General features: G+C 43.9%; 25 protein-coding genes. 5 read left to right on the top strand and 20 right to left on the bottom strand.

Features of this window, described 5'->3' with window-relative positions:
• Nucleotides 1-1,152: an ABC transporter permease gene (locus tag M3661_RS02125; RefSeq protein ID WP_251481919.1), complete on the top strand. Its 1,152-nt coding sequence runs from the start codon at nucleotides 1-3 to the stop codon at nucleotides 1,150-1,152.
• 102 nt (nucleotides 1,153-1,254) lie between these two features.
• Here the strand turns inward: M3661_RS02125 and M3661_RS02130 are convergent, their stop codons facing one another.
• The 5 genes from M3661_RS02130 to M3661_RS02150 all read right to left on the bottom strand — a co-directional run bounded on the left by M3661_RS02130 (nucleotide 1,255) and on the right by M3661_RS02150 (nucleotide 4,856).
• Nucleotides 1,255-1,404 (bottom strand): BBE domain-containing protein, encoded by a 150-nt coding sequence (locus M3661_RS02130; protein ID WP_251481922.1) that lies wholly within the window; start codon nucleotides 1,402-1,404, stop codon nucleotides 1,255-1,257.
• A gap of 15 nt (nucleotides 1,405-1,419) precedes the next feature.
• Nucleotides 1,420-2,046, bottom strand: coding sequence for a type 1 glutamine amidotransferase family protein (locus tag M3661_RS02135; RefSeq protein ID WP_065291040.1), 627 nt, complete (start codon nucleotides 2,044-2,046; stop codon nucleotides 1,420-1,422).
• Nucleotides 2,047-2,156: 110 nt separating this feature from the next.
• Nucleotides 2,157-3,122: a helix-turn-helix transcriptional regulator gene (locus M3661_RS02140; RefSeq protein ID WP_065291041.1), complete on the bottom strand. Its 966-nt coding sequence runs from the start codon at nucleotides 3,120-3,122 to the stop codon at nucleotides 2,157-2,159.
• Between the two features lie 33 nt (nucleotides 3,123-3,155).
• Complete coding sequence (locus M3661_RS02145; protein WP_251481925.1) at nucleotides 3,156-3,863, bottom strand: DNA alkylation repair protein; 708 nt, start codon at nucleotides 3,861-3,863, stop codon at nucleotides 3,156-3,158.
• Nucleotides 3,864-4,019: 156 nt separating this feature from the next.
• Nucleotides 4,020-4,856 carry an AraC family transcriptional regulator gene (locus M3661_RS02150; RefSeq protein ID WP_251481929.1) on the bottom strand — a complete coding sequence of 279 codons (837 nt, stop codon included), beginning with the start codon at nucleotides 4,854-4,856 and terminating at the stop codon, nucleotides 4,020-4,022.
• Nucleotides 4,857-4,987: 131 nt separating this feature from the next.
• Here M3661_RS02150 and M3661_RS02155 point away from each other — a divergent pair, with 131 nt between their 5' ends.
• Together M3661_RS02155 and M3661_RS02160 are read left to right on the top strand one after the other, a co-directional pair.
• On the top strand, nucleotides 4,988-5,965 hold the full coding sequence (locus tag M3661_RS02155; RefSeq protein WP_251481932.1) for a Gfo/Idh/MocA family protein: 978 nt from the start codon (nucleotides 4,988-4,990) through the stop codon (nucleotides 5,963-5,965).
• 19 nt (nucleotides 5,966-5,984) lie between these two features.
• Nucleotides 5,985-6,767, top strand: a complete 783-nt coding sequence (locus tag M3661_RS02160; protein ID WP_251481936.1) for a TIM barrel protein — start codon at nucleotides 5,985-5,987, stop codon at nucleotides 6,765-6,767.
• A gap of 356 nt (nucleotides 6,768-7,123) precedes the next feature.
• Here the strand turns inward: M3661_RS02160 and M3661_RS02165 are convergent, their stop codons facing one another.
• From M3661_RS02165 to M3661_RS02200, 9 genes are all read right to left on the bottom strand, one after another.
• On the bottom strand, nucleotides 7,124-7,450 hold the full coding sequence (locus M3661_RS02165; protein WP_251481939.1) for a uracil-DNA glycosylase family protein: 327 nt from the start codon (nucleotides 7,448-7,450) through the stop codon (nucleotides 7,124-7,126).
• Nucleotides 7,451-7,541: 91 nt separating this feature from the next.
• Entirely contained in the window at nucleotides 7,542-8,231 is a 690-nt protein-coding gene (locus M3661_RS02170; RefSeq protein ID WP_251481942.1) for a lysoplasmalogenase, read from the bottom strand.
• 164 nt (nucleotides 8,232-8,395) lie between these two features.
• Nucleotides 8,396-9,823, bottom strand: a complete 1,428-nt coding sequence (locus M3661_RS02175) for a serine hydrolase domain-containing protein (RefSeq protein WP_251481944.1) — start codon at nucleotides 9,821-9,823, stop codon at nucleotides 8,396-8,398.
• Nucleotides 9,824-9,866: 43 nt separating this feature from the next.
• Entirely contained in the window at nucleotides 9,867-10,442 is a 576-nt protein-coding gene (locus M3661_RS02180) for a TetR/AcrR family transcriptional regulator (RefSeq protein WP_251481946.1), read from the bottom strand.
• Between the two features lie 63 nt (nucleotides 10,443-10,505).
• Nucleotides 10,506-10,631 (bottom strand): hypothetical protein, encoded by a 126-nt coding sequence (locus tag M3661_RS30185; protein ID WP_285852712.1) that lies wholly within the window; start codon nucleotides 10,629-10,631, stop codon nucleotides 10,506-10,508.
• 68 nt (nucleotides 10,632-10,699) lie between these two features.
• Nucleotides 10,700-11,968, bottom strand: coding sequence for a cytosine deaminase (locus M3661_RS02185; RefSeq protein WP_251481949.1), 1,269 nt, complete (start codon nucleotides 11,966-11,968; stop codon nucleotides 10,700-10,702).
• The gene (gene codB, locus M3661_RS02190) at nucleotides 11,943-13,223 is read right to left on the bottom strand and encodes a cytosine permease (RefSeq protein WP_251481952.1); all 1,281 of its coding nucleotides are present in this window, start codon (nucleotides 13,221-13,223) and stop codon (nucleotides 11,943-11,945) included. The genes M3661_RS02185 and codB overlap by 26 nt, the downstream gene beginning before the upstream one ends.
• Before the next feature lie 308 nt (nucleotides 13,224-13,531).
• On the bottom strand, nucleotides 13,532-13,891 hold the full coding sequence (locus tag M3661_RS02195) for a thioredoxin family protein (RefSeq protein ID WP_251481955.1): 360 nt from the start codon (nucleotides 13,889-13,891) through the stop codon (nucleotides 13,532-13,534).
• Between the two features lie 228 nt (nucleotides 13,892-14,119).
• Nucleotides 14,120-14,461 (bottom strand): helix-turn-helix domain-containing protein, encoded by a 342-nt coding sequence (locus M3661_RS02200; RefSeq protein ID WP_251481958.1) that lies wholly within the window; start codon nucleotides 14,459-14,461, stop codon nucleotides 14,120-14,122.
• Between the two features lie 661 nt (nucleotides 14,462-15,122).
• Between M3661_RS02200 and M3661_RS02205 the strand changes: the two genes are divergently transcribed.
• Complete coding sequence (locus M3661_RS02205) at nucleotides 15,123-16,379, top strand: DNA cytosine methyltransferase (protein WP_251481960.1); 1,257 nt, start codon at nucleotides 15,123-15,125, stop codon at nucleotides 16,377-16,379.
• Between the two features lie 28 nt (nucleotides 16,380-16,407).
• Here the strand turns inward: M3661_RS02205 and M3661_RS02210 are convergent, their stop codons facing one another.
• From M3661_RS02210 to M3661_RS02220, 3 genes are all read right to left on the bottom strand, one after another.
• A complete protein-coding gene (locus M3661_RS02210) occupies nucleotides 16,408-17,220 on the bottom strand; it encodes a NaeI family type II restriction endonuclease (RefSeq protein WP_251481964.1) in 813 nt (270 codons plus the stop codon).
• A 91-nt stretch (nucleotides 17,221-17,311) separates the two neighbouring features.
• Nucleotides 17,312-19,114 carry an AIPR family protein gene (locus M3661_RS02215; protein WP_251481967.1) on the bottom strand — a complete coding sequence of 601 codons (1,803 nt, stop codon included), beginning with the start codon at nucleotides 19,112-19,114 and terminating at the stop codon, nucleotides 17,312-17,314.
• Nucleotides 19,115-19,334: 220 nt separating this feature from the next.
• Nucleotides 19,335-20,501, bottom strand: a complete 1,167-nt coding sequence (locus M3661_RS02220; RefSeq protein ID WP_251481971.1) for a GMC oxidoreductase — start codon at nucleotides 20,499-20,501, stop codon at nucleotides 19,335-19,337.
• On the opposite strand from M3661_RS02220, the gene M3661_RS02225 reads away from it, so the two are divergent.
• A complete protein-coding gene (locus tag M3661_RS02225) occupies nucleotides 20,472-21,389 on the top strand; it encodes a methyl-accepting chemotaxis protein (protein ID WP_251481975.1) in 918 nt (305 codons plus the stop codon). The two genes, M3661_RS02220 and M3661_RS02225, sit on opposite strands and share 30 nt — an antisense overlap.
• 199 nt (nucleotides 21,390-21,588) lie before the next feature.
• Here M3661_RS02225 and M3661_RS02230 read toward each other — a convergent pair whose 3' ends face one another.
• The 3 genes from M3661_RS02230 to M3661_RS02240 form a co-directional block, all read right to left on the bottom strand.
• Nucleotides 21,589-22,794, bottom strand: coding sequence for a hypothetical protein (locus M3661_RS02230; protein WP_251482129.1), 1,206 nt, complete (start codon nucleotides 22,792-22,794; stop codon nucleotides 21,589-21,591).
• A gap of 275 nt (nucleotides 22,795-23,069) precedes the next feature.
• A complete protein-coding gene (locus tag M3661_RS02235) occupies nucleotides 23,070-23,513 on the bottom strand; it encodes a cell wall hydrolase (protein WP_021257498.1) in 444 nt (147 codons plus the stop codon).
• A gap of 86 nt (nucleotides 23,514-23,599) precedes the next feature.
• A complete protein-coding gene (locus M3661_RS02240) occupies nucleotides 23,600-24,046 on the bottom strand; it encodes a methyl-accepting chemotaxis protein (protein ID WP_251481978.1) in 447 nt (148 codons plus the stop codon).
• Nucleotides 24,047-24,177: the final 131 nt, after the last annotated feature.

Genomic DNA, 24,177 nt, shown 5'->3' on the forward strand with positions numbered 1-24,177 from the left:
ATGTGGAGTGAGATCTGGTTTCTAGCTACCAAAACGCTGATTGCGACATTTCGCAAACGCAGTGCGCTATTAATATACTTCGGTCTGCCGATTATCGGTATTTTGGGTTCCATACTGTTGTATGGCCAACAAGGACAGACACAATTACGGGTTGGCGTGGTTAACGATGATCAGGGTCAACAGATTGCGGCGGATACGATCGGTTTTGTGCAGCGTCTCGACCATGTGCAAATCGTAAGCGTCACGGCAAGCGAGCTAAAGGAACAGCTGGCTGCGAGCAAATTGGACAGCGGCTTAATTATCGACTCGGGTTATTCGGAGAGCGTGCTGAACGGGAATCCGGGCCATATTTCCATCGAGTCGGTGAAAGGAGCTCAAGTAACAGCGTACATGAAATCGATGCTGCACGGATATATCGATAATGTCGCGGCAATGGCGAAAATTTCTGGAGGCGACCAAGCCAAATTCCGGCAGCTGTATGATACTTACCATTCCTCGGACTTTAAGCTGACGTCCCAATCCGTAAATGATACATCTGTAACCAAAGCAATGTCATTTCAATCCATCGGGTTTCTGCTCTTGTTTATGATGAACTCTGCGACAGGGCTATCGGAGCTGATTTTGAAAAACCGGGAGAACCGAACCTACTACCGCATTCTCTCTTCTCCGATCAATGCGAGGACCTATGTGCTGGCAAATGTTTTGGTGAATATTATCGTCATGATCGCGCAAATTATCGTCGCTTTGTTCTTCATGCGGGTCGTGTTTAATCTGGATCCAGGAATCCCAATGGGGGAAATGCTTATTATTCTAACGCTTTTTGCGCTCGTATCCGTCAGCGTGTCGCTGGTGATCGTAGCTTTCTCCAAAAACTCGGCGATGGCTGGAGCGCTTCAAAATCTGATTGTGACTCCAACCTGTCTGCTCGCGGGCTGCTTCTTCCCGAGAAGCATTATGCCTGAAATGCTGCGCCGCATTTCCGACTTCATGCCACAGAGTTGGGCGCTGCAGTCGATCGACAAACTACAGTCCGGAGAAGCGATGGGCAATATCTGGTTTCAGCTAACGATTTTATTCGCCTTTGCGGTTGTTTTCTTCCTGATTGCAACGTACAAATTCGGACGTAACAATGATACGAGAAACTTCGTTTAGCTTTCATGGTTTGCAGTGAAATATATTGGGGCATAAAAATAGCAAAAGAGGTTGTACCTGGGTAAGCCAGCGTGCAGCCTCTTTGTCTTCATTCACAGCGGGTCAGCAGTCTTGCAGTATCATAGCTGTCGAGCAGGTTAATGGTGACCCCTTTATCCGATATATCCCGACCTGCTGCTCCACCGGAATACTCTGGGCAAAACGAAACATATTATGCGGATCATACTTTCGTTTCACCCAAAGCCGATTCATTTCATGCTGATACCTTTATTGGATTGAGTTCATCAACTCAAAGAAATATTGGGGTTTATGGGTCTTATTTAGACTATACCAAGCATCTAATGTTGTTTCTGAAAACACACCTAATGCTCTCAAGATGTGTGCAGAAAATTCCAATGGTGCTACTCCAGATGCCGTGATCAATTTCCCATCCGTTACAACTGACTCCCTCCTGTAATGCTGTTCTCCTGCATAAGTGGGACAGACCATCTTCAGGTATTCCAGATCATTGCTTGTGTGCTCGCGAGAATTCAACAATCCTGTCTGGGCCAATCCTATCGTAGCACCGCAAATCGCGGCAACCAGTATGCCTTCCTCTACACATCTCTGGGCAACTTGTAAGATCGGTTGGTGAATGGGTGCTGTCCATGTATCTCCACCAGGCAAAATCAATACATCTGTACTTGCTATGCAGCACTCCTCCAGACAGATATCAGGGAGTACCTTCAATCCACCCATCGTCGTTACAGGGGTCTTTTCATTTCCCACGGTAACTATTTTTGAGGGGGTTATCCCCTTTTTATAAAATCTTCCCGAATTCAATTCGGCAGTTACATAACCGATCTCCCAGTCTGCCATTGTGTCAAATACATACAGATATACTGTATTACTCATGTGTACGTTCTCCTTCTCTACCCAATATTCAACGGATACTCATCATCTATCGGTAATCCATGATTGTCTTCATAATAAAATAACTTCACTGACAACTGCTGTCAGTGAAGTTATTTTCGTTGATAATATTCCATTAATTCCGATGCAACAGCAATAAGTTTATCCTTCAACTGCTGTGGCTCGATAACTTGAATCGATTTCCCATAGGATAAGAGAAGATGAGGAACATAAGTATCCATTGATTCTTCCTCAAGTACAAAGATTGCTTGATTTGCCGTCCTCTCTTGCAGATAGTGCCCCAAGAACCCGTGCAGACATAAGTCGTCCAATGCCTCTGCTCTGCCCTCGATAATTACAGAAAACGCTCTGTCTTTGCCCACCAAATCAGGCAGCAAGTTTTGCTTAACAAACTCACGAGCTGAAAAGGCTTCGGGACGCTTAAATCGGATGGACGTCCGCTCGATTTGTACAATCCGTTCTGCCCGGAAGATGCGGAGCTCATTCCTTAGGTGGCAAAATGCAACGGTATACCATTTATTGTTCCAGTTCACTGTCCCATAGGGGTCTATGACCCTATGCTTGGGTTGCTCCTCCCGGACTGTGCGGTAATCGATTTCTAGAGAGCATTCCTGTTCTACAGCCTGCTCCAATTCCAGCAATACCGGCTGAATAGAAGGGGCTCCCCCTTGGTTGATCACTTCAAACCCTGCTAACTGGCGATTAAGTGTGCGTTCCTGCTCCTGGTTCGAATACTTTTTCAACTTCGATGTCGCATTGTCTAATACTTCGCTCAGAGGATATCCCGCTTCTTTTGCAAAGATGGCAGCATGAAGGAGCGCCTTTTTCTCCTCCATATCAAATAGCAGAGGGGCTCTGATAAAATGATTGAGCAAGCTATATCCGCCATAATGACCTGAATCAGATACGATGGGCACTCCACTGGCACATAGTGCATCAATATATCGATAGACAGTCCTAATATTTATTTCGAGCTTTTCGGATATTTGTTTGGCAGTCATTTTGGCGCCCGAATTCAGCAACCACAATATTGCCAGCATATTATCGTTTTTTGGCATCGCATAACCCTTCGTCCACTCAAGATTTAAGGACTAACACCTTACATATTTCCGTTTGAAGCCGATCTGCCCCTTCTCTACCGCCTTTTGAATATTCATGGATGCATTCAAGAACTTGCTCTTTCCAGAGTCGCGATTGACCTCTACCTGGCCCACTTCCTTTGCGATCTCGACTGCCTTATCATGAAGCGGCTGATAGGATACTCCCACGGTGTAGATAAAATTATTCATCGCGTACTTCGCACGTTCAGGAGCATCATGAATCGTATTTTTTACAAGTTCCAGCATATCCGCAATTTTGGCTTCAGAGAATTCACTGTCCGGGCGATTTCCGAGCATCCAGCAATAACAGCTCCAGCCTGCCGACCTTTTAAGCTCTATATCGCTTGTAATCCATTTATCGGAGACTTGTTGTGCAATATCTGTCTCTGCGAGCGTTACGGCTACCACATAATCAGATAGCATATAGAAATAGGCTTGATCAATCCACCGCTCAAAATCCGCCGCAGACATTGCCTCAGGATCCGCGATTACCCCGGCAAAGTACATGGCGTCGTAATTCCCTGTAGCATAGAGCTCCTCCGCTAATGGCTGATTGCGTTTTATTTTCCGGAAGATAGGCTTCATCTGACCTGTAGCTACTCCAAAAAGCGGCTCATGCGCGCCATTGGATAGGTATATTTTCTTGGTGCGTTCCTTGCCGAGAGCTTCAAGCTCTTGCATGACCGTCTCTAGATTCATGATTCATACTTCCTTTGCAATGGGTTGTCTTACGGAATAAGCTCTTCTTCACTTCAATATATCATAAAGCAGCCTGGATCCAATGAAATCAGAAAGAGAACTATCTTATCCGTTATCGCTGAGACTTGTACAGTATTCCCCATTATTTGGCTCCACCTATTCCCCATATTGCGCTCGGAACTGCAGCGGCGTCATACCGGTCACTCGACGGAACGTATGGACGAAGTGACTATCGCTTTGGAAGCCCACAGATACAGCAATCTCCTTCACAGTAGGGCATCTCCCAGAGAGGAGCATATCCTTCGATTTCTGAATGCGAAATTGCAGCAAATATTGATAGGGACTTATTCCCCAGCTCTTGCGGAACAATAAATTCAGATACTGTGGACTGACCCGCAGTGTATTCGCCATCCGTTCTAGCCCGAGATCAGGGTTCCCGTACGCTTCTTCAATGAGCAAATAAATAGGAGCGAGCCTCTCATGACCTTCAGATAAGGAGGGTTCATTGCCAGCTTGTCCGAACTGCTTGATAAGCGTCAAAAAGGCATACACCTCAAGTGAACCATTGACCCCCGCAAGATCGAAGCTATGATTGCATTTATGATCGTATTGCAGGTGAATTTCTGCGAGCGGCGAGTCAGAACCCCAGCTCAGCGGCTGCATGTGCTGAAGATCCAGTGACGCTGTGATGGGATTGGCGAGCGCCCCATCGAAGGTCATAAACCATGTCGACCAGACGCTTGTGTCCGCACGATAGCTATGGCTCACATTCGGCTTGAGCAAGATGCCCTGATTCGGATACAACTTCACCGTTGTGCCGTTCACCGAGAATTCACCGACTCCCTCTACCGTATGCAGCCAGTGGAAAGCGTGATAGCCGTGTTCCCGATAAATGGATCCCTGGTGCGTCATCAAGCCGACACTGCCCAGGTGAAGCGGCAGCCCCCGGTCACGCTCCGTTGTTATGAAATGCCTGCCATAGCTGATATCCATAACCGCTCCTCCAGTTTCATTTTTCGATATTGAAAGCGCTATATCTGATATTTTATTACGGATTGGGTTCGATTAGAATAACTTACAAAGTTGATATTTATTATATCCTTGAAACGGGAGTGATCACGATTATGACGGTGAAGCTTGGATTTATCGGAACCGGAGGAATCGCCAATCATCATATCCGCAGCTTAGCTCAAATCGAAGGCGTATCCTTGACTGCATTCTACGATGTTGACCTTGGCCGTGCACAGAAAGCGGCTTCCGAGCACAATGATGCAAAAGCGTACGCAAAGCTGGACGACATGCTAGACGACAATAAGCTAGATGGGGTCTACATTTGCGTTCCACCGCTGGCCCACGGGGATGCCGAACGGCAATTAATCGAACGATCAATCCCTTTTCTTGTAGAAAAGCCGATCGGCATCAACCGCGACACCCCCGCCGCCATCAGTCAGGCGATCAAGGACAAAAAGTTGATCACGTCCGTCGGGTATCACTGGAGATACAGCGAAACGGCACACTTAGCTAAGAAGCTGTTGGCTGAGAGGACTCCCGGCATGGCACTCGGCTACTGGATGGGCGGAATGCCGATGGTGCCTTGGTGGAGAGTGATGACAGGATCGGGCGGACAGTTCGTCGAACAGACAACGCATATCGTAGACATGCTTCGCTTTTTGTGCGGCGAAGTGAACGAAGTATATGCCGCATACGCGCTTCAAGCAATGGGCAAGAAAGTCGAAGGAACCGACGTTCCCGATGTCGGGACGGTTACGATGAAGCTTGCGAACGGCATGGTGGCCACCATTTCCAACACCTGTATGATGCCCGTCGGCCACCACGTCGGACTCGATATCTACACGGACGAAGGTGTGCTCGAGGTGCGTGACACCTCATTGAAGGTGATCGAGACCGAGGGCGTTCAGACCCACTCCAATGGGATTGATCTCACTATCGCTGAAGATGAAGCGTTCATCCATGCGATCCGTACTGGCGACACCTCCCGCATTAAGTCCAATTATGAGGATGCCCTCCGAACTCACGAAATTACAATTGCGGCCACTGAATCTGCCGTCTCTGGCAAACCTGTATTGATTGGTTCATTCTAGTGATTGGAGGGGATCGACTGTGAAGTTCTCATTGTGCATCGGCGCTTATAGCGGGAAAGACGTCATTTATCATTTGGAGAAAATTAAGGAGCATGGCCTGCACGGATTGGAGTATTATTCGTGGTGGAATCTTGATGATCTGAAACAAATCGCGAGGGAGCAAGGGCGCATCGGGGTGGGCATCAGCGCGACCTGCACGAAGTTCTTCAATTTAGTCGATGAATCGTTCAGAGACAATTATATCGCTGGGATACGCGATACGATTGAAGCGTGCAAGATTCTGAATGTCACTTCAATTATTTCTCAGACAGGCAACGAGCTGGAAGGCTTGCCTCGCGAGGATCAGCGCTCCGCTATGGTGGAGACACTCAAACGCTGCGCGCCACTGCTCGAAGAAGCCGGAATTGTCTTGGAGGTGGAACCGCTCAACGGGCTCGTCGACCATTACGGACATTTCCTTCAGCGTTCGGATGAATCGGTGGAAGTGATTGATCGGGTAGACAGCCCGAACGTCAAGCTCGTCTTCGACGTCTATCATCAGCAGGTCACGGAAGGCAATGTCATTCGCAACGCTACCCATTATATCGACCGAATCAATCATTTCCACATTGCAGACAATCCAGGCCGCAATCAGCCAGGCACGGGCGAGCTAAATTACGTAAACATTCTGCGCGCAATTAAAGAAACCGGATTCTCCGGGTTCGTCGGATTGGAAGGCGGCTATACGATCGACACTGACGTAGCGGTGGAGCAATTTAAGCGGGACATTGTTACGCCAGTGTTCGGAAGCTTGCAGGCATAAGCTTATCGGAATCTGCGCGCAACAGGACATAGCGGTATGATTGATCCGTTATGTCCTGTTCTGCTTCATCTTCGAGAATGATCATCCTATTTTTGTCATTCTATAGACTAGCGTGTTGAAGTCTCCTCCCACTTCTCCTTTAAGCCTCTCAAATCTTCCACGAAGATCCTTAATAGATTGGGCCTCCTCCTTACTGCAAGCGGATGATAGCTGAAGCTTATGGGTGTACCCTGAAACTCACACCAGCTGCCTCGTAATTCTTTGCACTGACACTCTCCTTATCTGGAAATAAGGCCTGTCGCTACGACATTGCCAAATCCGAATAATACAAGCGGCTGCTTCTGAAGGAGCTGCATCTATAGGTGAGGCAGACATGCTGCTCTAGCCACAGGCTTATTGTAAGCACGTAGCGGTCGGCACTTAAGCAAATAAGTGACATAGACAGCATTTACATCTATACCTGCCTCCCTCATGCCAAGTTGGATTGTTTCTCGGGTACCGCATAGAAACGAATTTCCTTGCTTATCTTCCCGGGCTCCGGGATTGTCCAGAATCATCATAAGCGGGGCCCTCGGATTCCCCTCACCCCAGATGATTCGCTGCTCGGATAATTGGCATAGTTCACAATGCTCTTTACCTTCAGGAGTTTGTTCTTCAGGCAAAACTACAAAGGGGTGATCCATTTTGCGTCATACCGCTCCTTCCCTTCATACACAATAAATCCATTATGCCCACCTAAAACGTCAGGTACGCGCAATGTTTAAACCGTTCCACCTACATCCTCGCGGCGCGCCCCTTCGACAACTGCTTGCCACCGAATACCTTCGCAATGCTGCCTGCAATAAACAACTGCGCGGCGAAGTACGTCAGCATAATCCAAATGCCTGATGCTGGCACGTCGCTGACGAACTTATTCCAGGCCAAAATCGAGTCCGACGCAGCGAACAAAATCGCTCCGACCGCCGCATACCAGTTTCGGCTCATGATCGCGGCCCAGCACATTAGCGAGATGACGCTTACGTAAACGGCGACAGGCAGCCATAAGTCGCTATTACCGCTGTTAGCCATGATTCCATTGTTCAGCTGCCAACCGATAAGCCACGAGTATAAGCCGATTGGTATCACGCACACCAATGTTAACAACGAAAATTCCCAACGCCTTATCATGGCCGCTACATAAAACAGATGCCCTACCAAAAAAGAAAACAATCCGAGCATAAACCACTCATTTCCGTTGTTCAGCAGCAACGCGTCTCCAGCTATGCTAAAAACCAATCCAATCACGACCAAAACCTTATACATCTTCAACTTGTCCGCAGGCTGCGAGCTGACAGCGAGCACAATAATCAGCACCATCGGCAGAAGCTTGAAGATCCAGTTTAGTACGCTACTGTCCAAGGACAGCGTCGCCAAGTGAATCATACCCGTTACGAGAATTGCAACAATCAGCCATTTCCGAAGCATACATCAAGTTCCCCCTATCATTTTGGGTATTTGCTTGAACCTCCGATTCTGACTGATACGTATGCCTATTTTCGCGCCCACATTACTCAACTGGCTGTCTGATGTGACTGTGGTGCTATTGGCAGATCATATAAAGCAGCCTGCAATATGTTATTGCTAAAACGTCATCGGCCGATATTTAGGTATTGCTTTTTTCGATTCACTGCAATTAAGAGGAAGGTTAAGAGACCGTTAGCTGCCAATATCGCGATCAGACATTGAATGAGGAATTCGACATCAGGAAGGAAAAGCCCCACCGTCCTCCACGAAACACCCATACTATAAGTGAATAATGGAGTCAGTCCGGCAGCGAAAATGACGGAGAGGATCCCCATAGATACCCATAACTTTTTATTTATCGTGGTTCTGCGTTTTAAACCGATTAAACTAATTAAGGATATAATCGCCAATAATAATACAACACCAAGCGTAATCCATTGTGTGCTGACATTTAGTTGTACCAAATCCGTACTTTTACCGTTCATAATGGATCTAATCCCCTCCATTATGCTTAAGTATGAAACAGCTTCTAGTTCATGGTATTTATTCATCAAAAGAACAGCGCCCAGATCTTGTTCGGGAATAAAGAATATTTCCGCTTTATATTCGGGAGTTGCACCCGTATGGTAAGGATATTTATTTCCTGATCTTGGGAAATGCCAACCCAAACCATATCGTTTACCTTTTTCCGGAGGAGATATAAATTGTTTTAGACTTTGTTCGGTTAATAATTCTCCACCGTTTAGCATGAATTTTATAAATTTGGTAAGGTCACTGGTGGTCGAAGTCATATAACCATAGGGAGCTCCCGATTGATCATACAACCCATCGGCTTTAACAGGTTTACCAAACCATGAATGGAAGCCAGGCACAAACCCTTTATCCACCGCGCTTTCATAATCGGCAGTAGTGTTATTCATGCCAAGACGAGAGAAAATATGAGTATCCATAAATGCTGAGAATGACTGGTTGGACACCGTCTCAATAATAGCCCCTAGGAGCAAATAGTTGGCTGAATTATATTCATATGCCTCACCCGGATCACGGCTTAACTTTACCCCGCTCAGTGCTGTAACGGCTTGAGTTATGCCTTTCTCCTTATCACGACCTTTTTGATCTGTTACTTTCATTCCATCATAAGCGCTAATCCCGCTTGTTTGTTCTAATAGATGACGTACTGTTATTTTTTTTGCGCCATCTGTTTGATACTTAAACCACGGGATATAAGCGTCTATCGGTTCATCTAATGTAATTTTTCCGTCTTCCACCAACACCATAACAGCAAGAGATGTCAAAGGCTTACTTACCGAACCTATAAGGAAAGTCGTGTCTTCCGTTACTGCTAACCCGTCACTCATTGTCCCCCAGCTATTTAGAAAGATGGTCTGATCGTTATGTACAACTGCTAGCGAAGCCCCAGGAATATGATATTCTTTCATCGCTTCTTTCATAAATGTTTCGATTCGTTGAGCCGTATCGTGGCCTTGAGCTGCTAGAGAAAGTGAAGGTGCAATGAGCAGAAAGATGAATAAAAGAATAACAATTTTCTTCATATGATTTCACCTATTGTGTTAGATTAGTTGTTAGTAATCATTATTAGATTACAGAATTGGATTTGCTTACATACAGTCCAAAGAGTTCAATCAATAGTCTATACGAGTGATCAATATCAAATTCATCATCAACAATTTTCTGAAGCGCTAGCCCGTCGAAGCAAGCCAAAAGTATACTGGCAAGCGCAGAAGCATTATGCGAGTTGCCTACTAATTGCTGCAACGGCTTGGAAAGACTATCTCTCCCATCTTTGAGAATAGACGCAACTTGCTGTTCAAGATGCCCACTTCCGTTTTTTATCCCCAAAGAATAAATTTCATATCTCCAACGATACCAGTCTGGATTGTTTTCTACTCTGGATTTAATTTCAAATAAGAGTTCCTCGTGGCTTACAGCGCCATCCGACTGTCTGTCATATTGCCTTTGATAATGCTTTTGTATTTCATCTTGTACGGAAAGCAAGAGTTCTTCTTTATTTTTAAAGTAATAATGAACAAGTCCCGATGTTATATCAGCTTCGTTTGCGATATCTTTTATCGAAGCGTTGACATATCCTTTTTCTACAAATACTTTGTAGGCTGCATCGATTAATCGTTTTCTTTTGTCCTGTGTGCTCATACAATCCCGCCTTTTTTGGTTGGTTGACCAACAAATTATAATGGCCTTATAGAATAAAGTCAATTATTGGACGTTGTTTGATTTCATGAATCCAAACCATTTATTTGCCAATTCAACACTCGTTAATTGCTCGAATTCTCTCATGGCTCCCTCTCCCATTGCCGGAACCTCCGTTACCAGATTCGCCATTGCAAGAACCCTAGTAAAACAAATTATGATAATAAAAAAGAAGCAGACCCTAAGGCCTGCCTCTTATTTTACTTTTGAAACGTAACAATCTCACTCGCACTACCCAGCTTCACGCATGTCTCGCTCGGTTTTGTCTCGGCAATGATCTTACCGTTACGGAAAGAATAACGTACCGCAGCCTGCTTGCGAATGGCCTCATACTCATTCTCCGCATTCAATACGATAAAGTTGGCTGGCTTGCCTGCCTCAATCCCGTATTTATCCTCAATTTGCAGCGTCGTCGCGCTGTTCTTCGTAATCATATCGATGCTGTTCACGATCTGCTCATAGCCCATAAGTTGGGAAGCATGAATCCCCATATGCAGAACTTGAAGCATATTGCCTGTCCCAAGCGGATACCATGGGTCAAAGATATCATCATGACCAAAGCACACATTAAGTCCTGCTTCTTGAAGCTCTTTGACCCGTGTTAAGCCTCTGCGCTTCGGATACGTATCAAAGCGTCCTTGCAAATGAATGTTCACAAGTGGATTGGATACAAAATTGATCCCCGACATCTTCAGCAGACGGAACAGCTTGTACGCATATGCATCATTATAGGAGCCCATCGCTGTGGTATGGCTGGCCGTTGTACGTGCGCCGATGCCGCGTTCGTATGCTTCCTTGGCTACTACCTCAACGAATCTGGATTGCTCATCGTCAATCTCATCGCAGTGGATATCGACGAGACGATCATATTTTTCGGCGAGATCAAATACGATTCTCATCGAATCTACGCCATATTCGCGTGTAAACTCGAAATGCGGAATGCCGCCAACCACATCGGCCCCCATTTTCATCGCTTCTTCAAGCAGCTCTACTCCATTTGGATAGGAGAGAATACCTTCCTGTGGAAACGCAACAAGCTGTAGATCCACATAAGGAGACATCTCTTCCTTCACTTCCATCAGCGCCTTAAGCGCTACTAGAGTAGGGTCTGTCACATCCACATGGGTTCTCACATGCTGGATGCCCTGAGCGATTTGCCACTTAAGCGCAGTCTTCGCTCTCGTTTTGACATCCTCGATTGAAAGAGTTTCCTTCCGCTGCGACCAGCGCTGGATGCCTTCAAATAGCGTACCGCTCTGATTCCACTCTGGCTCCCCTGCTGTTAAGGTTGTGTCCAAATGAATATGCGGCTCAATAAAAGGAGGAAGCATCAAGCTCCCGTTCACATCAATGACCTCATGTCCTTCTGTGGGAAGCGAACTTTGGGTAATCGTTTTGAATGCACCATCTACAATCTCAATATTCCATAAACCTTCGCTACCTCTAAGCTTCGCTTGTTGAATAATCATTGCTCATTCCCCTTTTCTCGTTTACGTTAAACTGTTTTTCCGGGAAACACTTCATACCTATAACATACAACACAGCTGTACCGATCAAGCCATTAATAGGCGGGATGCCAGGTACGAACTGAGCAATCAGGATGCCTCCGAGCCATGCCAATATCGCAATCCAGTTCACGGATTTGAAGCTCATTTCCTCAAACTTCTTATAGGAGCCGCGATTCAGGATATAGAAGTCCGCTAGCAGAATAGCGCCAATCGACGGCAAAATCGAGCCAAGTACTGTCAAGAAGCCTACGAAGTTATTGTACAGCCACATCGCCATGATCGTACCTACTGCTCCATTAAAGACAACAATGATATTCTTAGGCAGCTTCGTAATATTGGCGAAGCCCAGACTGGATGCATACAGCGCATTTTCATTCGTCGTCCAAATATTTAACCCTAGCACAATGATAGCCGGCATAATCAAACCTTGCAAAAACATAACATCTGAAATATCCGCTTTTCCATATACAATCGCGCCTACTGCTCCAAATAGAAACATCAACGAATTTCCAAGGAAGAAGGCAATGACCGTCGACACAACCGCTGAACGAGTCGTTTTTGCAAATCGTGCAAAATCCGGTGTCAGCGTACCACCACTGATGAAGGAACCGATACAGACGGTCAATGCTGTAGCAAGACCCATCATTTCCTTCGGCTGATAATTCATTAATCCTTGCAATCCGCCTGCTGTTGAAGTTGCTTCGAAGACTGAATAGCTTCCTAATATCGCAATCGATGGTACAGCTACGATGCCGAGTACCGCCAATGCTTTAATTCCATAGATCGCGGTCACCGTCATTAGGATTCCTGCAATCGCAATCAAGACATACACGTTCATTCCCGTTACTTTCTGAACTGGAACTGCGAACATCGCTACCCCCACACCAAACCAGCCTACCTGCGTAAAACCCAGCAATCCTGAGGATAAATAGGAACCTTTCGTGCCAAACGCATATTTCGTCAGCAAGTGAGTCGATAAACCCGTCTTTGCCGCAATATAAGCCAGCGCTCCTGTATAAACGCCCAAGATCAAATTCCCTGCCAGTACAATTCCGATAAAAGCGCTAAACGTCAATCCATTTCCTAGCGCTCCGCCTGACCACATGCTTGCCGAGAAGAACGTAAATCCAAGCATTACGGCGAGTATTTTCCAAAATCCATTCCGATGTGCTTGTGGTACAGGTTGCAATGAGAATTCCAAGTCTACTTTTTCCATTATCCATCCTCCAGATCGTCTAGATACCGAGTATGCTCAAGATGGAACAGGCGGGAATGATCGATGGCTTTCAGAAGCAATAAAAAAGGCTTATTGCCCAGTTGCCCTGACAATAAGCCGTTTACGATCACAGGTAAACAATAGGTACACGTGCATATACACACGTATCCCTATAAAGATCATACATTCCGCTGTCCTTGTCAGCCTCACGGGACTGAATTAAAGGTATCTTATTAAATTGTCACTATTATAAATCGATATATCGATATCAACAAGTGTAAATATTGGTATTTATGAATCCAAACCATTCATTTCACGGTTTCATCAGAGGATTGTCCCGTCACTAAGTCATAGATTTTGCGAATTTTTTCGTCCAGCAGATCCAGATGCACGATTCTTGCTTCACGTATATATTCTCTCCCCTCCACATAAAGCAATAGAACAGGTGCGGTGAAGACAGAAAAGCTCCCGGCAACCGCCGGAACTTCTTGTGCATTGATCGCCCCCAGTTGGATTTCCGGGTATTTGGATAATAAAATCTGCACCTGCGGCTGCAATGCATGACATACACTGCACCCTGTCATACTGATATAGAGAAACGATAATCGATGGCGACTTATAAATTCATTCGCCATTTCGACACTCGTTAATTGCTCGAATTCTCTCATGGGTACCTCCAAGTGTAGGAATCTATCATGTTCAACAAGAGATGGGATATATCCCCCCTACTTGTGATACGGTTCTACATAATATCTATAGTACGAAATATAAGGGCACCCATTTGGGTACCCTTTATAGTTGACAGAGTTCAGGATGGAAAATTGCAACTGTGTAAATCCACAATTCTCCAACTCATGGCATTAATCCAAACTTCAGCGGTATTAGGGTTTTCCCTCTCAATCCAACTGATCGTCCAACATAGCATCAATGACTTTCAATATCCTCTTTTGCTCATTTATACTTCTGCTTCGGAGCCTATCCACAATTTCTGCAAGTGTAGAATCGTTCCCCTCTCCACTCACAGGCTGGATGTAACTAAAGAACTCCACCATCGAGAGGTTGAGCGCACTCGTAATTCTAGCCAGTACTACGACGGAACATACCTTCTCAGAACGTTCCAACTTGCCAATATAAGTCTCGTGTAGCTCAGCCTTACTTGCAAGTTCCTCCTGGCTTAGTCCGCGTAGTTTCCGAAAGTGTCGAATGCCTTCCCCTACCATCTTCATAAAATCACTCACAGCAATCACCCTAAGCAAACCATAGACTAGCCATTTGCGCACTCCAAGATACTATAGGGTTTATTTCCTAAATATATACCCTATAGGGATTTATTTTTGATATAATAAGATTGCCCTGTTTTTTAAAAAATAAACTAAAAGGCATAAAAAGAACACTTGGAACTTTACTAACTCAATCATTTCAACAAGGTTCCCCTACCGGATATATGATATATAAAAAAGGAAGGGATGAGTCCAATTAGAGTACAATGCATATTCCCCGACAATTCAACTGCGGATGTCTATGTTTCCGAAATTGGAGAATTTCTTCGTCTCACGAAATTAGTAAACGGGATAACAATGGAAGGAATCAATTATAATGTAGTTCATACAGAGCTAATTGTAGAAAAAGAAACTTTCTATATTTCAGTGCTATTGAAGCATAGGCATGTACAATAACCTCGTTAGGTTAGTAAGCTGGTACCTCTTACGTACCTGTATATCCTCCTAATTTCCGGTTAAAAAATTCAAACCTGGACTATATTGATTCATTTCGAGGGATTTAAAAAATGAATTGATGGGAACGTGCGTTCTATGTTAAACTATAAAAAGAATCGATCAACCATATGTGTTATTATAGTTACACATGAGTTGAGCATCTTGGAAAGGAGCTAACGACAGTATGTCCAGAAGAGTCTATAAAACCATCGACTTATTTTCGGGAGCAGGCGGACTTTCCTTGGGATTCAGTGAAACGGGACGGTATAAATCAGTCTTTGCTGTAGAATTTGATAACGCTGCTGCCCGAACATATGCAAGGAACTTTAATCATCAGATTATAGAAAACGATTTGCTTAAAAACGAGATGCTTGACATCACAAGACCGGGCTATGTATTTAATGATGACATTCGGAAACTCGGAACAGTGAGTTTAAATGCAGACATTATCATTGGGGGTCCTCCATGTCAGGGATTTTCACCACTGGGTAAGATTTCCCCTCGCGACGAGCATTTAAAAATGAACCAACTTTGGCAAGAGTATATGCGGGTTGTTGCACAGGTCAAACCTTTGGCCTTTGTCATAGAAAATGTACCGGAGCTGCTAAAATCGAGGGAGGCAGTAGCGATTAGAACGTTGGCTGAACGTATGGGGTATACAGTGAATCACGGGGAATTACGAGCAATTGAATTTGGCGTTCCTCAACGAAGAGTCAGAGCCTTCATAATCGGGATGCTTGGAGCACCTTATCCCGCTCTTCCTACACCACTTGCCGTACGCCGAAACGTTCGCGACGCTATTTCGGATTTACCTCTATACCCTGATACAACAACTTTGGAGCCTCCTCCTTTGGTTGGATCAAGGGAATTCCAAAATTTACACTTCGGGAGAAATCCTACGGATCTGTCACTTAAGCGTTATCGTTTAATTCCGCCAGGAGGGAACCGTTTCGATCTTATGCGTCAAGCACCTGACATTACGCCAAGATGCTGGTTGGAAAAGCCATCTGGAAGCACGGATGTCTTTGGCCGATTGCGTTGGGACGAACCAGCTTATACAATCAGAACTGAGTTTTTCAAACCTGAGAAAGGATGTTATCTACATCCGGAAGCACATCGGCCCCTCACTCACAGAGAAGCGGCACGTTTGCAAACATTCGACGATAAATTTGTATTTGAAGGTTCCAAGACGGAGATCGCCAAACAAATTGGGAATGCAGTCCCCCCGTTGTTGGCTCAAGCCATTGCAAAAAATCTAGCCCGACAATTAGATAGGTTGTCTGCCCAGGAGGTAAGAATCGACCGATATCGAATGACTAACGGTGACTACAATAAACTGCTTAGTGATGTAGTTAAAGAGGTTTATTCAAAAACAAGCATGCAAACTGAAATAAAAAATGATGGAAATCATGTTTCGGAACTGCAAAGTATTGCACGTTGAATAATAAAAGGCTGCGTACGTCAGCCTTTTATTTGGGATCATGAACGGCAACAAACTCATCTTTTTCAATCGGATCCATACCGCGTTCAATCAATTTATCGTTGTCGTATTTTCCTGAATAGATACTTATTCCTTCTGCTTTAAGCCACTTTCGTGCATCACGCACCCTTTTAGATGAATCCTTTTGCTTGGCAACCGACTCAATTGCTGCTCCATTAAAAATCATTCCTGGACAAGTACGAAACAATTCGTTGATTCGCTCTTGCCCAGATTTTTTTGAGTAAATTCTCTCAATCGTCTCTTTGCTCAACTTCAATAAACCGTTTACTGGAAGGGAACCCTCAGGAACAAGCCATGAAATTGAGTTTCTGCCTAATGAATTTATGCTTCTCTTGCTATCCCTGTTTCTCCCCTTATTTAATACCTCAGATGTTATCCGTAAACATCCAACCCGAAATATCGATTTATCGTCATCAGCCGAAATAAGTAGACAAATGTGGCCGTCTGCCTCTAACGGTATCGTCCAGTTCTTATTTATTGTGAATTTTACATCAACTTCAATACCCTCAATTAATGCATCCATAACTTTCCCATAGGGCAACTCAAGTTCATGCTGAAGCATATGTTGAACACGAGTGCCGATGTAAGTTTTCTCAGTTTTGTCCAACTGTGCGATATCATAACGCCCTGTAAATCTTCCGTTGACAACCTCATCTATTGATTTTCTGAGGATTTGGCCCATTTTTAATTCGAAATTTGGAATATTCTCCAAAAAAGCAATGACACGAATCAGTTCATAGTCCTTATTGTCTGTACTATCTGTATGTTGTATTTCTTTCACCTGGTATGTCTGCTCCCTTTTTGTATAGTCTCATTAGAAGGTCATCCTAATTAGGATGACCTTCACAAATAAAACCTTCTTGAATTCGAGTTTATTTTGCAATTAGATTCGCTTTTTGAACAAACTCAATTAAACCTTGAGTTGTCTCTTTTCGCTCAAATATTTTCCTATCCTCTGAAATATCATCTATCCCTTGGGACACAAGATAATCTTTAATATAAGATAATGCCATTTCAATTGTTTTTAAAGATTTTATGTCATCAATCATATTTTTTTCGATTATATAAGATAATTTTTCTGATTGTTTATCAATGCTTGTTATTATCTTTTCATCGGTATTTAGGATATATTTAAGTAGCATGATCAAGTGCCAGCGAGCTCTCCTATATTTTTTACCTTCTTCATTATTTCTTATAAACGTTTCAACTCTGTACCAACTCAATCCACTGACATAATAACTATTTAAAAATTTTATATTTTGAAATAGTTGGCCTCTGGTACTCTGTTCAACCTTACCATACTGACCAGAAACCTCATGAGGCAGATCTAAAAATAGTGCTGATGTTGCCTTAATCTGAAAGGGAATATTAATTATTTTAGTTTTTTGAATGTCTTCATTCCTGTACTGCTCAGTCCTCCTCTCATAATATAAATCAAATCTATTTTGAGTCCTTTTTGCAGAGTAATATTCTTCTAAAGATTTTTGTTCCTTAGTTAATGCAATAAGCTGTTCTGGTTTTAATGCTGTCTGACTATTTGTTGCTTTAATGATCGCATTTTTTGTTTCCTCATCTGTTGTTCCAATTAATTTGATTGGTATATAAATGCTGTTTGATGTAATTTCTGACATACACTCATATATTACATTACTGGTTTGACATCCATTTACTATTTGATAATTTGTTAACGTTACTTCTGTTGTTACAATGCTTACCTCATCAGCAATAATAGTAATACCATTGTTTAGTAGTCCAAATAAATGTGCTTTGTCACTGGTAATTTGCTCTTTCATATCAGCATTAACTTCAAACTTTTCACTAGATCCCAAATAATCCCGGATATTATCCTCGAAAATACCTTTTCTTAATTTCTTTTGTCCATTTATATCATCTGAAAGTACAACCAAAAGATCATTTAAATTAATTAATCCAAAGTACCCAGATGTTATACGTCCAGTCGGATCTTTAGGATACGGAACTGGCTGCTTATCAAGATTAAAATTTATTTCCAAATTGTTGGTATTCTTCTTATAAAGATCCATTATCTCTCTTAACCCTAAAAATTCAATACATATATTCTTTTCATCAAACATAACTTTATTCCGTAGATTTTCAATACCATGATTTATCTCCGCTTTCATATGTACATCATCGTTTTGTATTTTTTCTGGAGATAAGGTCACAAAAAATAATGATAATTTAGGATGCTTTTTAAATTTACCACTCATGCTATAGAGAAATTTTGTGTTTTCCCAAGCTGTCCGTAATTCCTTAATTTCACAGGCTTCTAAATTAAAAAATCTATTTACTCCCTGTAAAAAATCAGATATCTCCTGTCTATCAAATTTCTGGGACACTTTAGTCTGTGTGAAAATAAATTCTACTTCTATTTTTTTTGTACTTTGACATGCATAGTTAATATCATCTATATTAGTAACCATTTTATCGTTAACGAAAATTGCAACTCCATCAATACCGAATGCTGTACCTGTTTCCATATCTTCATAATCTGCATTTGTATCATTACCATAGATTTTTAAAATAATATCATTTGTGAATTTCTCAAAAAGATTATGTTCATCTCTAGCTAAATTATCAGAAATTTCATTTGATTTTGCGAAAGCTTTCAAATATCCAGATATGATCGGATTACTAACCTTTTTCATTTCGCTCATATTTGCCGATCCCCTTATGCTTATTTGTATCGATTATATTATAATTCCAAGGAAATACCTAGAAACATACATTGATAAATATAGAATGTTCCTATTTTCGCCCTACTTATGATACGGTTCAGCCTACCAGATCTATCGGCAAAACGAAAAAAGAGCCGGCACCGCCAGCTCTATCCGACAAAAATAAATTCCTATTTTTTCCAGCCAGACATTACACTTATTAATCTTCTAGTTCATCCTCAAAATCTTCGTCATCCAGCACGCAAGGACATCGATTATTTGGAATAAAGCGTACGGCATTTAATCCTATCATTTGAGCTGCTAGGCTAGTATTGCCGTCCGGTAAAATAGGTGCGATCGAAAGATCAGCAACTTTAAGATTGGTTGTACCGAATACATCCAGCTGTCCGTTAACAACACCATCGCAAACGCTCTTCCCCATCTTGCACTGCCCGCCATAATGGTAAAAATTTGAATATAATGCTCTTACGAAATCACTAAGCTGCCGTCTTTTTTCTGCCTCATCGGTTATTTGGAAAACTTCCTCCGGAGGGTACACCACAGCTTTTATCCCGTTATTATTTACTCTAGCCCCTTGAATAATGTTGTACATATTAATATATTGATCCACCAAGAAATCCAGATCATTTGTTGCCTGTTGCAATGGGTTAAAGGAAAAGGACGGCAGTGCTTCGGGATCGCTGTGGGAGGCCATAATCGTACCCTTACTCCGAGGATTAAGGTCTATAAGACCAAAACTCATAACATTGATTTGCTTATTTACTAAATCCAGCTCCCACCCATTGCTTGCTATATCTGAAGCTGGAATAAAGAGTGGTGCAGGGGCTCCTAGAATTTGAAGACGGCGGCCCTCTCCTACATTATTCTTATTTTCAGCTGTAAATGCGCCTAAAATAATCGGTTGATTAGGATCATCACCGACTACCGGTAGTATCTGTGATGTTTCTACCTCGACTGCAAGTCCTGCATAGGCTTGTGTTCGCAGATTATTTCCTACATTCGGATTTTCAATCAATGGTGTAATTCCCGCGTTAAGCAAATCACTGGATTTGCCAATCCCTGACCGCTGTAAGATGACGGAGGAGGAGAATCCTGCCGAGACGATCACGCCTTTTCGGGCAAACGCTTTTTGCGAAATACCATTTCTGACGTACTGAACCCCGCTGGCAATCATTTGACACTTCTTTTGCTTAAATAATATCTTGTTCGCTGTTGTTTTGGCGAAAATGGTCAACTTTCTCTTTCCAACCCCAAACTCATCAGGATGAAACTCATCGCCCTGCGTAACAATACTCTCATTTAAATACCCTGTTGCGGTAGACGATTGCATAGTACCTTGGAGCAAGTACAAGTCACTGTCGAACAAGTGGCGAGTTCCTCAGAACAATTATCAGTTAGCGCCGAAGATTCAACAAAGGCGTCTACGGAAACAGCTACTATCGTCCAGGATCTGGCGACCGGAACGGAAGTACAGGCAGGAAATATTAATCAAACGAATCGTTCTATAAACGATATATCGACAAAAGTAGGACAAATCGAATCCAATTCCCGTGCGGTCATGGATAAGGTGTTTATTGCGACTAACCTTGCAACGGAAGGAAATCAAGCGATTGATATGGTTGTTAGACAGATGAATTCTATCAGTTCTACAGTGAACCAATCTGCTGAGTCCATGAAATACTTAGTAGATAATGCCCTTCACATAGGGCGAATTGTAGAAGTCATCAATACAATCGCTAATCAGACGAATTTGTTAGCCCTGAATGCTTCCATAGAAGCTGCCCGCGCTGGAGAACATGGACGTGGCTTTGCTGTGGTTGCAGGTGAAGTGAGAAAGTTAGCTGAACAGTCTTCCAACTCGTCGCAGCAGATTACGTCCTATGTGGAGAGTATCCAAGAAGGAATAGAAAATGCTGTCCAGTCTATGGAACATGGTACAAGAGAGGTTAATGAAGGACTCCATTTGGTGAACCAAGCAGGAACATCGTTTAATGAAATTCGCGATGCGGTTGATGAAGTGTCGCTGAATATCCAAGTTGTGCCTACTGCTCTAGAACAAATGACATCTCGTATTTCCGAGGTTCTATCATCGATGAATCAAATTTTGGCCGTCACCAATGAGGCGGTAGGCGGAACACAAAATATTGCTGCCGCGACGGAGCAGCAGTTAGCTTCTATGCAGGAGGTTACATCTTCTGTAAATGTACTTTCTAGCATGGCAGAAGAACTCCAAGAGAAAAATAAGGCAGTTTAAGTTGTAACAAGAGCAGAATGCTTAATTAGCGGTCTGACTTGAACGGATAAAAGGAGGCTGTCCCAAAAGTAGATCAATCTACTTGAGGGATGGCCTCATCTTTTGATTCAATCATCTACCGAATTGGACTTATTGCCATTCATCGAAATTTTCCTCAATCATTTACTCGAATGAATCGGCTAATAACTTGATCTTTTAATCAGTAATCGCGAGCTGCATCGAACCAGCGCCCGGCCATCTCCTCCGTTATAGGCTGGCCAATCTGGTGATCGGACTGGCTGAGTTGCCATACTGCTTCGCCAAGGTCTTCTCTTTCGGTGGTTTCGATACCTTTGAGGGTATTGAAGCGCACGGTGAAAGCAGTAATGGCTGCCTCGGCATCGGCAAGGCTGCGAGCCTTCGCCAAGGATGCCTGTGCAGCGTTGTAAGCTTCGTTAGCCAGTTTGGCCAGACGTTTAGGCCAAGACGAGAATGGTCGGCCATATTCGCTCTCCCACCACTCAGGCTTTCGCAATTGGCTCACTGAAGCATAGCCGGCCCACGGGCGTGTCTTGGCGCGTGTTTTCACTTGCTGCCTTAAGCGCTTGCCCGCGGCCTCTTCCACATTGTAGGCGATAAATCCTTCAAGCAACGGCCACGTGTCCAAGGAGGGCATGTCCTCCAAATCAGGCATGAAGCGCAGCTCCAGATTCTTTAACCGGGCATGACGAGCCAACAAGTCCATGTCGCAGAAGTTCCCCCACAAACTCAGTGAGTCAAGGTTGGGGAACTTGTCTAAACAGTCCAGCGAGATGGGCTGTCCCAGCGGCTTGTTTTGCAGCGTTAGGCTCGTCACCTGGTGCAATTCACCGAGGTCGGGCAGTGTGAAAGGAGGATCATTCTTGCGTCGGCTGGTGTGCGGCGCTAGTGTCAGAGAATACGGCATATTTCCAGTGGCCGATAAACGTAATAGATCGCCGGACACGTTCAGGCGGAAAGGTTCCTTCGGAAGCTTCAAGCTCAGACGTCCTCCGCACTGGCTCAGCTCGATATGTAAGCTATGCATAACGGACTGGCTGGCGTCCACCACCGTATCCGCAGACAGGATCGGAGCCCACGTCATCTCTTCAATAGGACGTGTCTGCGCCCAGTCCAAGAAGCCCGCGTCACTGCCTGAATAGTACAAAAATCGCGGCCAGGGCGAACCCGCTGGCGTAGAAAAGGCATCGAATACGGTCCAATCGATTCTCGCGTCTGGCGCGACGTGAAGGTCTACCCTTTTTCCCAATTCCAGCGGTCCGATAGATAGGCTGCCCACGCCTGGCCGAGTAACAAGCGTGTGGCTACGAGGACCCGTCAGGTCAATGGGATAACTACCGTCTTCTCTAACAGAAGCAGAAGGGCGAGCTTGGTTATGAATTGGCATTTCCGTCATCCTTTCTTCTACCCTTGATTGCATGAAAACTATGGTCTCTTGAGCTTCATTTTACCTAGTATTTTGGGATACCCTTCGCTTAACTCTCTTAATACTTCAACTATAGTAGCCATATATAATATGTATCTTAATTTCATTATAATGATCACTTGTCCTGAATCCACCTACTTATTACCTGAGTTCTGGAAATGCGCACGATTCATTCCCTTATGAAAAAAGAGGATGTCTCTCCGTCATTTCAGGACTTCAGGACACCCTCTTGTGAACTAAAACGTGTTATATACTTCTTCACATTCTTCCGCAGTCGGTTCATAGAAACAGTGCTTCTTCCATCGTCCTGCGAGCGGCTGATTATACCAAGTGTCCGGACATGGCCCGGGATTTTCGAACGTTCCTGGACGGAAATACCATAGGGAGAATTTGGCTGGCCAACTCCGCTCCCCATTCACTGCCCGTCGCGCCAGACGGCGTTCCCTCTCTCTTGCGTTTTGATAGTACAAACCATGTTGTAACGCTTCGAACGCATGCGGCTGGTTGATCATTTGGGGAATTGTCCGGATGCCTTTAAAATCAGAGCAATTCGCTCTTACTCGGTTAATGCCAACATTTCCAACAAGGAGCATGCCCTGTTCGCCTTCGGTCTCAGCTTCAGCTCGAAGCAACCTTGCCAACATATCAATATCCTGTTGCCTGGCTTTTACGACTGCCATTTGCTCACCTCTTTAGATTTCTCTAGACTCATCATATTGTAGGCGAAGCTGAAGTGTTACTCTGGCAAAAATAAAGAGCGATAATATCAACGGCCCAGCCACTTTGCATTTAAGGCAAGCAGCTTTGTTTGCCCAGCAATCTCCATAATTGACTTTATAATTTGACCTATACGTACTGAATGTTCATCAAGCTTAGCTACAATCTGGGCAGAATCAGCCTGAGTCTTCTTAATTCTCTCCATTTGACCCACAGTTTCTATCAGTTGCTGATTCCCAATTACTGCATTTTCACTTGCACGAATGGCAACCGAAGCAACCTCAGATGCCGCTTCCGCAACTCGTGTAATCCCAATCGCCATCTCATTCATTGCAGTTGCCGCTTCCACTTTTGTGAAGCTGTCCCATCCGATACTTTCTGCACAGATTCGGCAACCTTCTTCACAGCCTATATAGATTGATCTGAGATTCCAGTTAGTTGCTGGGAGGATTGAAATGTTGTTAAGGAAATTTACATAGAAATGGATAAATTCCATGCATAGTTCTGATCATTAAACTGCAAATTATCCGTTTGTGAGATCCTTCGCCTAAAAACCTACGTTCCATTCCTCTTAATTTCGGTGCGTTTGCAATGTCTGCCCACGAAATTCATAAAAAATTTATAATA

Source organism: Paenibacillus sp. MER 180, from assembly GCF_023713665.1.
Lineage (GTDB): Bacteria > Bacillota > Bacilli > Paenibacillales > Paenibacillaceae > Paenibacillus_B > Paenibacillus_B suaedae.

Bases quoted from the DNA above. Each gene is read 5' to 3' on its own strand.
- M3661_RS02125 (WP_251481919.1), top strand. From the start codon at position 1: ATGTGGAGTGAGATCTGGTTTCTAGCTACCAAAACGCTGATTGCGACA.
- M3661_RS02130 (WP_251481922.1), bottom strand. From the start codon at position 1,404: ATGAATCGGCTTTGGGTGAAACGAAAGTATGATCCGCATAATATGTTT.
- M3661_RS02135 (WP_065291040.1), bottom strand. From the start codon at position 2,046: ATGAGTAATACAGTATATCTGTATGTATTTGACACAATGGCAGACTGG.
- M3661_RS02140 (WP_065291041.1), bottom strand. From the start codon at position 3,122: ATGCCAAAAAACGATAATATGCTGGCAATATTGTGGTTGCTGAATTCG.
- M3661_RS02145 (WP_251481925.1), bottom strand. From the start codon at position 3,863: ATGAATCTAGAGACGGTCATGCAAGAGCTTGAAGCTCTCGGCAAGGAA.
- M3661_RS02150 (WP_251481929.1), bottom strand. From the start codon at position 4,856: ATGGATATCAGCTATGGCAGGCATTTCATAACAACGGAGCGTGACCGG.
- M3661_RS02155 (WP_251481932.1), top strand. From the start codon at position 4,988: ATGACGGTGAAGCTTGGATTTATCGGAACCGGAGGAATCGCCAATCAT.
- M3661_RS02165 (WP_251481939.1), bottom strand. From the start codon at position 7,450: ATGGATCACCCCTTTGTAGTTTTGCCTGAAGAACAAACTCCTGAAGGT.
- M3661_RS02170 (WP_251481942.1), bottom strand. From the start codon at position 8,231: ATGCTTCGGAAATGGCTGATTGTTGCAATTCTCGTAACGGGTATGATT.
- M3661_RS02175 (WP_251481944.1), bottom strand. From the start codon at position 9,823: ATGAAGAAAATTGTTATTCTTTTATTCATCTTTCTGCTCATTGCACCT.
- M3661_RS02180 (WP_251481946.1), bottom strand. From the start codon at position 10,442: ATGAGCACACAGGACAAAAGAAAACGATTAATCGATGCAGCCTACAAA.
- M3661_RS30185 (WP_285852712.1), bottom strand. From the start codon at position 10,631: ATGGCGAATCTGGTAACGGAGGTTCCGGCAATGGGAGAGGGAGCCATG.
- M3661_RS02185 (WP_251481949.1), bottom strand. From the start codon at position 11,968: ATGATTATTCAACAAGCGAAGCTTAGAGGTAGCGAAGGTTTATGGAAT.
- codB (WP_251481952.1), bottom strand. From the start codon at position 13,223: ATGGAAAAAGTAGACTTGGAATTCTCATTGCAACCTGTACCACAAGCA.
- M3661_RS02195 (WP_251481955.1), bottom strand. From the start codon at position 13,891: ATGAGAGAATTCGAGCAATTAACGAGTGTCGAAATGGCGAATGAATTT.
- M3661_RS02205 (WP_251481960.1), top strand. From the start codon at position 15,123: ATGTCCAGAAGAGTCTATAAAACCATCGACTTATTTTCGGGAGCAGGC.
- M3661_RS02215 (WP_251481967.1), bottom strand. From the start codon at position 19,114: ATGAGCGAAATGAAAAAGGTTAGTAATCCGATCATATCTGGATATTTG.
- M3661_RS02230 (WP_251482129.1), bottom strand. From the start codon at position 22,794: ATGCCAATTCATAACCAAGCTCGCCCTTCTGCTTCTGTTAGAGAAGAC.
- M3661_RS02235 (WP_021257498.1), bottom strand. From the start codon at position 23,513: ATGGCAGTCGTAAAAGCCAGGCAACAGGATATTGATATGTTGGCAAGG.
- M3661_RS02240 (WP_251481978.1), bottom strand. From the start codon at position 24,046: ATGGAATTTATCCATTTCTATGTAAATTTCCTTAACAACATTTCAATC.